The organism is Streptomyces sp. NPDC005181 (genome assembly GCF_040608395.1).
Taxonomy (GTDB): domain Bacteria; phylum Actinomycetota; class Actinomycetes; order Streptomycetales; family Streptomycetaceae; genus Streptomyces.
The window spans coordinates 40,378-50,615 of the sequence record NZ_JBEXID010000051.1; the positions used below are offsets into that span (position 1 = coordinate 40,378).

The 10,238-nt window shown below is 66.6% G+C and carries 7 protein-coding genes; 4 read left to right on the forward strand and 3 right to left on the reverse strand.

What is annotated here, in order from left to right; all coding sequences use genetic code 11:
* Positions 1–6: 6 nt before the first annotated feature.
* The 3 genes from ABZV38_RS27030 to ABZV38_RS27040 are packed head-to-tail and all read right to left on the reverse strand — an operon-like array spanning position 7 to position 5,192.
* Positions 7–2,142: a UvrD-helicase domain-containing protein gene (locus ABZV38_RS27030; protein ID WP_356331054.1), complete on the reverse strand. Its 2,136-nt coding sequence runs from the start codon at positions 2,140–2,142 to the stop codon at positions 7–9.
* A gap of 39 nt (positions 2,143–2,181) precedes the next feature.
* Positions 2,182–3,384, reverse strand: coding sequence for a restriction endonuclease (locus tag ABZV38_RS27035; RefSeq protein WP_356331055.1), 1,203 nt, complete (start codon positions 3,382–3,384; stop codon positions 2,182–2,184).
* Positions 3,381–5,192 (reverse strand): DUF4357 domain-containing protein, encoded by a 1,812-nt coding sequence (locus ABZV38_RS27040; RefSeq protein ID WP_356331056.1) that lies wholly within the window; start codon positions 5,190–5,192, stop codon positions 3,381–3,383. Before ABZV38_RS27040 ends, ABZV38_RS27035 begins: the two co-directional genes overlap by 4 nt.
* A gap of 8 nt (positions 5,193–5,200) precedes the next feature.
* On the opposite strand from ABZV38_RS27040, the gene ABZV38_RS27045 reads away from it, so the two are divergent.
* The 4 genes from ABZV38_RS27045 (at position 5,201) to ABZV38_RS27060 (ending at position 10,187) form a co-directional block, all read left to right on the forward strand.
* Positions 5,201–7,684, forward strand: a complete 2,484-nt coding sequence (locus ABZV38_RS27045) for a DUF2786 domain-containing protein (protein WP_356331057.1) — start codon at positions 5,201–5,203, stop codon at positions 7,682–7,684.
* Positions 7,685–7,806: 122 nt separating this feature from the next.
* Entirely contained in the window at positions 7,807–8,982 is a 1,176-nt protein-coding gene (locus tag ABZV38_RS27050; protein WP_356331058.1) for an XRE family transcriptional regulator, read from the forward strand.
* On the forward strand, positions 8,979–9,524 hold the full coding sequence (locus tag ABZV38_RS27055; RefSeq protein WP_356331059.1) for a hypothetical protein: 546 nt from the start codon (positions 8,979–8,981) through the stop codon (positions 9,522–9,524). Before ABZV38_RS27050 ends, ABZV38_RS27055 begins: the two co-directional genes overlap by 4 nt.
* 297 nt (positions 9,525–9,821) lie before the next feature.
* A complete protein-coding gene (locus ABZV38_RS27060; RefSeq protein WP_356331060.1) occupies positions 9,822–10,187 on the forward strand; it encodes a hypothetical protein in 366 nt (121 codons plus the stop codon).
* The last annotated feature ends 51 nt before the right edge of the window (positions 10,188–10,238 follow it).

Sequence of the window (10,238 nt, forward strand, 5' to 3'; positions counted from 1 at the left end):
GCCGGTCTATTGGTGCTCGGGCAGGAACGCGCTCGCCGTCCCGCTCCATGAGACCGCGAGAGCCTCCCGGGCACGGGTGCAGGCAACGAAGAGCAGACACCGCTCACGGAGCATGTCCGTCGTGTGCTGCAGACCATCCACCTCTGCCGGAGTGATCTCCCGACCGAACGGCACGGCGGTTGCTGTCACACCGAGGACGGCAACAGCCTTGAACTCCAGCCCCTTCATTGCGTGCATCGTCGACAGCCGTACCCCCGCAGTGTCCGGTGCCGGGTTGTCCCGGACCCGGACGACGGGGATCCCAGCTGCCTCCAACTTGTCGTATGCCTTGTCGAGCAGAGTGTTGAAGCGGGCGCAGACCCCGATCTCGGCCGGCTGCACCCCTTGGGCGATCCACTGCTCCACCCGCTCCACCATCGCGGTGACCTCCGCCTGCTCGGAGCCGTGCCCGCCGATGTACGGCCGACGACCGTGCAACAGGGAGCGGTATCCGGACAGGCTGTCGTCCCCATCACCCCCCAGGTCCTCCACACGGTTGCCGCTGAGGATCCCGGTGGACCAGACGAGGATCTCCTCCGTGCTGCGGTAGTTGATACGCAGTCGGCTGCTGCGTCCGGCGACGGAGATCCCGAGCGAGCCGAGTGAGACCTTCGAGTCGTAGATCCGCTGGTGAGGGTCGCCCGCGATGAACAAGTCGTCCGGCCCCGGGGTGACGGCGGCCCGCAGCACTCGCCACTGTGCCGGATGCAGGTCTTGCGCCTCGTCGACCACCACATGCTCATACGGCGCGCTGCCGGAGTCGAGCAGGCGTGCTGCCAGGGCGCATATCTGGAGATGCGTCGAGAGGTTCCGCGTCTTGAGTTCGGTGGTGAACATCTCGATTGCGGGCCACAACTGCTCCCGCCGGGACGGCGGCAGTGGAGTTCCGCGCCCAGGCCGGGAAGTGGCGAGGTAGCCGTCGCGTGTCGTGATGCCGTGAGCGAGTACGACGTGTCGGAACTCTTGGGCCAGGAACTGTTCGGTCCATGGCAGATCAAGACGCTTGCGGATGCGCTGCCAGACCGGCCGCTCCTCGCGATCGCCGATCATTGAGGGGACCTTCCCCACGAATTCGTTCACCACGCCGTGGGCGAAGGCGTTCACCGTTGTCACATCCACGCGGGCCAGCTGCTTCTCGTCCCCGTCGAGCAGCAGTGCCAGATTCTCCCGCAGCGCGGCTGCCAGCGCATTCGTATACGTGGTCAGCAGGACACGGGTGTCCGGGGAACGGGACAGCAGATGCTTGACGCGGTGCAGTGCCACCACCGTCTTGCCGGTGCCCGGGCCGCCCGTGACCTGCACCGGACCACCGTAGGACCCCCGGTAGGCCACGCGCCGCTGCGAGGGATGCAGAAAGACCCGCCAGGCGGCGAACGGCTTCTCCAGCACGTCGGTCAGCTCGTGCGGTCCCGTAACCAGGGTGATCCGGCTCGTTGTGTTGGCGATGGCCGCTGCCAGGTCCTCGTCCGGCTCAGGTGCGGCGTCGGCGGGCCGTCGCACAGCTACGACATCCCGGTATACCTCTTCCGGGCTGAAGTCATCAGCGAGAAACTGCAGGACCTCGAACTGGTCCTCCGGCAGCAGCGTCCCGAACGCTTCCAGTTGCGGAGTGTCGACGATGGTCCGTACGGCCCGGAGGACCTGCTCATCGATGCCGAGCTCACGCAGCACGGTGTCCGAGTACTTCGCAAACACAAGCGCCGGTGCAACGGCGGCGGCCTTCTCCAGTGCCGGCGTCAGCTGTTCGAGAGCGACGACGTTACGGACCTCCAGTGCCCGCGTCGCCGTGTTCACCGTGTAGAGCCGCTTGGCCGCCCAGGTGTATGCATCGTCGTGCGGCACCACGTTGATCAGCAGGAAAACGTCACTGCCGTCGTCGGGCGCGAGTACGACGCCCCGCCAGAAATCGTTGATCCGGATGGTCCGCATCCGCGGATCGCGCGCCTTGTCCACGGACTCGAGGTGCAGCCCCTTGTCCGCATGCAGCTCGGCGACGGTGAGCAGCTGAAACTTCTGCATCGCTTTGCGCACACCGGCTTTGACGGGTTTTTCGAGAACGTCGTAGGTGTCCCAGAAGCTGTTGGCGAAGGCGAGTTGCGGCACGTGGTACTCCCTGTCACCGGACGGACGTTCCACTAGCGATCATACGTGCAGGTGGGGTGCAAACTGCCCTGAGATGGAACGGATCTCACCCAGCAGCAAGGCCGGTTCCTGGTCGAGATCGAGGGCGTGCTGATGAATCAGAATTCCGGCGTGCCGCACCCGATGCGCGGCGTGTGCGGCGTTGCCCTTGGCGTAGATGAGGTGCCCTTCGGGCAGGCCGAGTGCGGTGCAGTAGGCGAGCATCTGGTAGAGGTCGGCGTCCGGGTACCCGTGAGGTTTCTCGGCCTTGTACTTCGCGTCGACGACAGCCCTCGGTATGAGGTCGGACCCGTACAGCACGAAGTCCGGCTTCATGCGGACCTCGGTCGCCTCGTCGAGGTGGTGGGGGTCCTGGAATCGCGCGGTGTATTCCGTGGAGCGGAAGCATTCCCGAAGAGCGACGGTGACGAAGTCCTCGAAGAGTTTGTTCATGTTGAACAGGAACCCGTCGATGCGCAGCCCGCCGACAGCATGCTCGGCCGACGAGTCCTCCAACACCACACGTGCAAGCCGGAGAGCGTGGTGGTATCGGGTGTTGAGCCGGGTGGGATACCAGACGGGCAGCGCCTGCCCCCGCACCAGCGGAGTGATGTCGGCGAGCCGTGCCCGTTGGTGGAGCAGACGGCGCCGTACATCGGAAGGGACCCCGGGCAGTCGAAGCAGCCGTTCCACCGCAGCGCGCAGCAGCTGGTTCTCGGCGATGTCCGCGGTGAACTCGTCGTAGGCGATCTCCACAGGGAGCGAAGCGCCGAAGTGCCTGCGGATCTGCTCGGCCTCCCGGATCCGCCCGCGTACGACGAAGGACGTGTCCTCGGTGCTCCGGTAGCCCTGGAGCAGCCCCTGCCGCAGCGCCCGGTCCACCTGCCGCTCGACGGCGTGGGCGAGCGCGGGCAGTAGATCCCGGTGCGCGGCGACGTCGATCTGCCCGTCACGCCAACCGCGCGGGTCGAGGCTGTAACCGAGGAGGAAGAACAGCCGGGCAATGGGCACCTTGGGCGTGACGCGCACCGTGACGGGATCGCCGCCCGGAACCTCCAGGGCGACCGCCCCGACCTTGCTCCCCGCGCGCAACAGCCATCTCCCCGGTGTGTACGGGTCCGGCGCGGCATCCACGATCCGTGCGGCGGCCAGCGCCCGACCGACCGCGTCCAGCAGGGGCACGGACACCGCCGGGGCGTGCTCGACCAGCTCGACGGTCGTCACGTCAGTGATCCCCGCAGCGCCGCCAGACCGTACCGCTTCTCGATGTCGACACCCTCCCCGTAGTGGTGCTCCTCAAGTAGCGGCAGGATCTTCGTCCGCCAGGTGCGTTCCAGACCGCCGTCCCGGTAGACGCCCTTTTTCATCAGATACGAGGGACCGATGCGGAAGTCCGCGTCATCGATACGGGAGTTGAGAGCATCCAACAAGTCCGCAGGCTCTTGATCACGCTTCTGGTCTACGAGCCAGCGCCGCAACAGGCCGCTCGTCGGTTCGGTGCGCGGTGACAGCTCCACGAATGCGAAGCGCCGCCGCATTGCCGCGTCGACCAGAGCGATGGACCGGTCCGCGGTGTTCATCGTGCCGACGACGAAAAGGTTCGGGGGCAGAGCGAAGTCGTCGCCCGAGTACGTCAGCCGCACCGACTTGTTCCGGTACTCCAGCAGGAAGTACAGCTCGCCGAAGACCTTGGCCAAGTTGGCCCGGTTGATCTCGTCGATGATCAGGAAGTGCGGGATGTGCCGGTTACCCTCGCGCGACGCCAGATCCGCGAGTTCCCGCAGGGGCCCGGCGGTCAGCCGGAAGGCCACCTCGCGTGTTTCGGGGTCCTCCTTGGGCCGGAACCCCTCGAAGAAGTCCTCGTACGCGTACGAGGGGTGGAACTGCACGAGCTTTACCTGCTCGGGCCCGCCGCCCAGGAACTCCGCCAGCTTCAGCGCAAGATACGTCTTGCCCGTACCCGGCGGCCCGTACAGCACCAACTGCCGGTCGTCCCAAAGCAGATCCCGCACTTCACGCAGCCACGCCACGTCGTGCACCAGCAACTCTTGGGCGAGCTCAGTCGTCGGCTCGGGCAGCTCCAGCCCACGACGGGCCGTGATGGCCGGCGTCTCGCCGCTCGCGTCCCCCCGTATGACCTCGGCGGCCTCGTCCGCCAGCTCCTCGTCGCTGCGACCCAGCCCCTCGATCAGGGCCTGCACCGGGGTCAGGTCGACCACGTCGTGCTGTACGGACAGCCTCTGCTGGAGAGCCTCCGGCAGCTCGTCGTACGCATAGCCAGCGCCCTGCCACTCCACGGGCCGCCGCAGATTGGACCGTCCGTCCTCGGAGACGGACTGTTCGACGAGCCCGGTCACCTCACCGACGTAGAGCAGGCCGCCGGAGATCGTGCACACCGTGTCGCCGGGCCTCATTCGCGACAGAAAGGCATGCAGACCTTCGACGAGATCCAGCTTCTGGTTGTACGTGGCCGCTGAACCGTAGTCCTCCTCGACCAGGGTGCGCAGCCGGTTCTTGCTCACCCCCTGCTCGACCCCTTGCCTCAACCGGGCCGCGGCGAGGGTGACCTCCTGCTCGGGCAACCACAGCCGCTGAACGAGGTCGAGCCCGGACACGTTGGAACCGCGTACGAGCCAGGCACGGCTGGGCCCCGGCCACATCTGCTCCATGTAGTCGGAGAGCGGATGCCCGTCCTCCGTCTTCCACGCCAGCCAGCCGTTGGCGCTGTGACCGACGAGGATCTCGGCTGCGGCGGACGGTGAGTTGCACTCAATGTCCTCGAAGACCTGCAGCCAACCGGGCCAGGTCTCGGACGGGCGGATCACACCGGAGTCGATGTTCTGCTGCCGCAGCTGGTAGGAGGACGGTATCCGCACCGGGAACGATGGCACGACGTCGGGCCGCGCGGGTGATCCTGCGTGGACGACGAACTTCTGGCTGCCGTTTGTCCCCTTCTCCGCCAGCAACCGCCCCCGTGCTTCGGGCCCGCCGTTCGGCAGCCGCAACCGGAACTCCGGGTACTGCTCGCTCATGGGTCTCCTTGTCGCCTGCCGAATGGGAACGTCCACAGAGATTACTTACGGGCGCTGACAGTCGCTGGCAAAAGGCCCGGCATGCGCCCCTAAGATGTGAACTCACGTTTGAACACGGGCGCTGGGGCGATACCGATCCGGGCGGCCAGGGGGAGGGCCGGAACGCCATGTCGGATCAGAAGACCGGCCAGTGGACGACCGAGGAATTCGCCGCGGCCCGAAAGGCCTGGTTGCGGAGCCGCTGCACCGAATTGAGCGGGACGCTCGCCGACCGCAGCCCTCGGCTGCACGCCTTGCTCCCCACCGACCTCGGAGACCAGCGCCTGGTGAACGGGCTGGTGATGCTCCGTATCGCGGCGGACGAGGCCCGTGTCAGGCCGGTCTCCGAGATGGTCGCATGGCTTGAGCTACTGATCCCCCAAGGCCACCGCCACGATCTGAGCAGTGCCGTTCAGCAGGCCCGCTCCACCCTTCTCCTGTCCGGAGACCCGGCGTTGTGGGCGTGCAACTCGGAGGCGTGGGAGGCGCTGGTCCTGGGGGTGTGGCGCTGGGACCGGTCTCGTTCTGTCGAGCCGCGGCAGGTTGAAGACGAGTTGGTCTCGCGTTGGGGCGTACGTGGGCAGGACACGGCGGAGGCGCAGCATCCGGAGGACTTCGGCCGGAAGTTTGTGCCGCTCACAGCGTTCGTCGAGTCGGAGGCGGAACCTGTCCGGCTCCTCGTGCAGGGGGTGCTCGCTCAGCGAGAGGCGGCCGACTCGATCGACGATGAGCTGATCGTGTACGAGGAGGCGTTCCAGGGAGCCGGACACCTGGCGCTCCTCGCTGAGCAGCGCCTCAGTGCCGGGTATGTGCAGGAGTGGTGCGACGAACAGACGAGCGTGGCCACAGCGGTTGGTGAGGCGTTCCTGGGGGAGCTGTCCGAAGTCGTCGATTCCTACCTCGACGAGGTGGTCCAACCAGTCGTCCGTCTTCTCTCGGAAGCCGAGCGGGCCCTGCTGGCAGCCGGTGAAATCTCCGATCAGCGGGCGGTGGACGAGTATCTGACCGAGTTCTTCGACTGTGTTGCCGTTCCCGCAGCGTACGGCGGTAGCGACGGCGTGCTGGACGGCCACGTCGTGCTGGATGCCGCAGAGCACTGGGAGCGGAGCGAGCTGACGTGGCACAGCATGCGCGGGTCTGTGCCGGTCTGGTACCACATCGTCATGTCTCCGCAGGAGCGGGCGGCGGCGCGGGCCTTCTCGGGAAGGGTGTCGTCGGCGGTGATCCGTATCGACGCCGAGGTGCCGGTCGTACCTCTTCAGTTCAGCCTGTTCGACTGCGACGCATTGGACGCTGAAGACGCGCCGGAGGACTGGTACCCCGAACCCGGCATAGAGATCCGCTACTCAGGGCAGAGTCCGTCCGACTTGTGCGAACTGCTGGCTCTCGCCCGGCTCGGCCACGCACGTCTCGAGTTCCTCGTCCGGGACGAGGGCGGCGGCTTCTCACTGCTCAGATCACTCCGGGCCCACATCCGCACCGACGACGCGACCGCCTGGGAGCAGGGCGCGCTGGCCGGCTTGCGTAGGCTGGTTCCCTACCCCGACGCTCTCGCCGATGCTGTTGCGCGAGAGTCCGAAGAGGGGGACGGCGCGGAAGACGACGATCTGGACGACCTGCAGCAGGATCCGGCTGACGACACCGCACCGTCGGGCACACCGGGCGAGCCCGGCCCTTCCTCACTCTCACCCTCGGGCCCACTTCCCGAAGCGTTGCTGGCGCGCGTCAAGGCCATGCTGCGCCTGGCCGAGGATCCGGGAGCGACGGAAGCCGAGGCGGAGGCTTTTCTGAAGAAGGCCACCGAACTGATGGCCAAGTACGGCATCGAACAGGCCCTGCTCCAGGGGGACGACCCTGTTTCGGAGCAGCCGTCCGACCGTGTCGTCGACGTCACCGCTCCTTGGATGCGCGAGTGCAAGCGACTCCTTTCCTGGATCGCGGATGCCATGCGCTGCCACGCCATCTACCCCGGCGGCCAGGCGAACCGGCACCGGGTGCACCTGTTCGGCTTCGCCTCGGACCTGCAGGCGGTGGAGGTGCTGTACGTGAGTCTGCGGCTCCAGATGCTGCAGGGGGCCGACCTGGCCGACACGCGCCACCGGCCGGACGGAGAGGACGCGCGCGCCTACAAGCGCTCGTGGATGCTCGGCTTCGTCCGGGCCGTGACCACCCGAATTGCCGAGGCCGAGCGAGCTGCCCGGGACGACACCGAGCGCGACCGGCATACCGATTCCCCGGACGCGCCCGCCGGCCGCAGTGTCGCCCTTGTCCTGGCCGACCGGACGACCGCGATTCAGGCCGAAGTCGCTTCGCAGTACCCGAAGCTCGGCAAGGCGCGCCGCACCCGTTTCAAGGGCAGTGGCTACCACCAGGGTCACGCGGACGGACAGCAGGCCAACATTGGAGGCTCTGCCCTTGTAGACATGGATGACGAGCCGGAGCTACTGGTCTGACAGGCGACGTCACCCGTGCCAAGCACGGAGGCACAGTAGGGAGTCCAGAGCGCGCATTCGCTGACAAAGCGCGCCACGCGCCACGCGTTGCGATTTTCGCAATGTCCTCGTACGCTGGATATATGAGTGAGACTGTGAGTGATCGTGTACGCAAAGTCATGGACGCGGCCTCGGTCCACCAGGCAGCGTTCGCCGAGACCATAGGGCTGACCCCCGACAAGCTGTCGAAGTCCCTCAACGGTGTCCGACGGTTCACGTCTCTTGACCTCGCGCGCATCGCCGAGTTCGGCAAGACCACAGTCGATTGGCTCCTGACCGGCCGCGAGCCGCTCCGTCCTGCCTTCGCTGCCCGCACAAGTGCCCTGGAGGTCGATGACCAGGGACGCGACAGGCTCCGTGATCTCGTCGAAAGGTTCACGACGGCCCACGAAGTGCTGGATCTTCTCGGCCGCTCACCGGAGCTGCCGGAGCTGCCGTCCGTCCGTAGCGAGGTGACGCGCCATGTTGACCAGGGCGTGGCTCTGGCCGCGGATGCCCTCGAACTGCTCGCCACAGCCGGGGTGCCGACCATCAGCGATCTGGAGACGTCTGAGCTGGTCCATGTCCTGGAGCGTGCCTTCGGCGTAGACGTGGCGAAGATCAGCTTGCCCGAGGGGGTCGACGGTGCGGCCTGGCAGTCGGACGGATTCCGACTCATCATGATCGGCCGGACGAAGGTGCCGACGCGCCAGCGCTTCACGCTTGCCCATGAACTCGGCCACATCCTGGCCCGCGATGCCCAGGACCTCCTCACAGAGACTCATCTTGCGCCGGGGCGACAGAAGGACCTGACTGAGATCCGCGCCAATGTGTTCGCCGCCAACCTGTCTATGCCCAAAGACGAGCTGAGCGCTGCTGCGAGGGGGCGCGATCTCACGGACGAAGAGCTCAGATCGCTGGTCGTGCGCTTCAAGGTGTCGCCGAGCGCACTTGCCGCACGGCTTTCCCAGCTGGGATTCATCGACGCGGAAACGAGGGGCAGGCTGCGGGAACTCACTGCGGAGGCCTGCCATTTGCTGACCGGACAGAGCGACCTGTTCGCGGCCCGCACTGCCTGGGCGGAAGCCACGCGGCTGCCTTTCCGCCCTACCCGGTCACTGTACGAGGGCTACCTCGCCGGCGAGACAACCCTGCGCCCGCTGGCCGCCTACACCGGCCTGGAAGTCGACGAGATCCGCGCGGCACTCGAACCCGAGCCGGAGGGTGGCACACCGTCCACAGCTGACGCGGACGAAGGGGACCTGGTCTTCCAACCATGACGCGCCACTGTTGGTTCCCCGACAACACTGTGCTGTGCAACTTCGCGGCGGTCGACCGCCTGAGCCTGCTGGAAAAGGTCCTGGACGGCCGCGGGCGTTGGACGCAGGCGGTTGCGGCAGAGGCCGAGCAGTCGACCCGGTACTGGCCGCGGCTGCGCCAGGTGGCCGAGGACGGTTGGCTCGGCGATCCCATTGAGATCGACGACCCCACGGAAACGGCACTCGTGGACCGCATGCGCCGCGTGGTGTTCGCCGGCTCCCCGTCCCGGCCGCTGCAACACCTGGGCGAGGCCGAGACGCTGGTCATCATCGAGCACCGCGGAGAGTTAGCGGACTCCGTATGGATCACAGATGACGGAGAAGCCGGCCACTACGCCCGCCGCAAAGGCATCTGCGTCAAGAACACGGTCGACCTCATGCGCGAGGCCGTCATCGACGGTCTGGTCATGGCGAGTGAGGGTCACCGGCTGCTGGTCGCGATGGAGGCGGCTGATCGTCATCTGCGAGGTGTGCCACAGAGGCCCGAAGACCTGCTGCGCTGAGGGCCTGCAGCGGGTTGCCCACCGGGCCCACGGGAACCACACTTCTCGGTCCGCCGTCGCGGAGGCACCCCTCATTACTGCGGCATCTGCACCGCAGCCAACTCCTGCCCGGCCACTGGTTCACTGCAGCAACCGCGATTGGGGGCGGTCCGTGGGTCGTTGATCTTCATCGGGTCGTTGACCTTTCATCATTTCCTCGCGTACGAGCACAGCAAGCGGTACGTTCTGTACGCCGGAGGTACATCGTCGGACATATCTCGGCATGCATTCCTGGGGGGATCGCAGATCATGAGGCTCGTGGACGATCTCACGCTGGAGCGCGGCTCCTCCGGCCACAGCAAATCGGGCAAGACCTGCGGTGGGGTCCAGGAGGACGGCTCAGCCGTGGAGTGGCAATTACATCTTCCTGGGCGCCCGTTATTGACTGTGCACGACACCCGATGGGGTAACGGCGAGCGAGATCTCGTGCTGTACAAGCCCACGGTCGTCCCCGAGATCCCTGCGGCGCTCTCCAACCTGCACAACCGGCTGCGCGTCGGCATAGCAGGGGTTTCAGGGAGCGCGGCCACCCTGCGCATCATGGCTTTCCCGGCCTGGGTCGACGGCGAAACCCAACACCTGAAGCTTCCCCTTGATCACGGACACCTGGAGACTGGGACCTGAGGTTCCAGAGGAAGTAGAGCCAGGTGGGAAGCAACTACTCGAAGCGGTACT

Excerpts from the sequence above, each read along its gene's own strand:
- ABZV38_RS27055 (WP_356331059.1), top strand. The coding sequence starts at position 8,979 with ATGACGCGCCACTGTTGGTTCCCCGACAACACTGTGCTGTGCAACTTC.
- ABZV38_RS27050 (WP_356331058.1), top strand. The coding sequence starts at position 7,807 with ATGAGTGAGACTGTGAGTGATCGTGTACGCAAAGTCATGGACGCGGCC.
- ABZV38_RS27040 (WP_356331056.1), bottom strand. The coding sequence starts at position 5,192 with ATGAGCGAGCAGTACCCGGAGTTCCGGTTGCGGCTGCCGAACGGCGGG.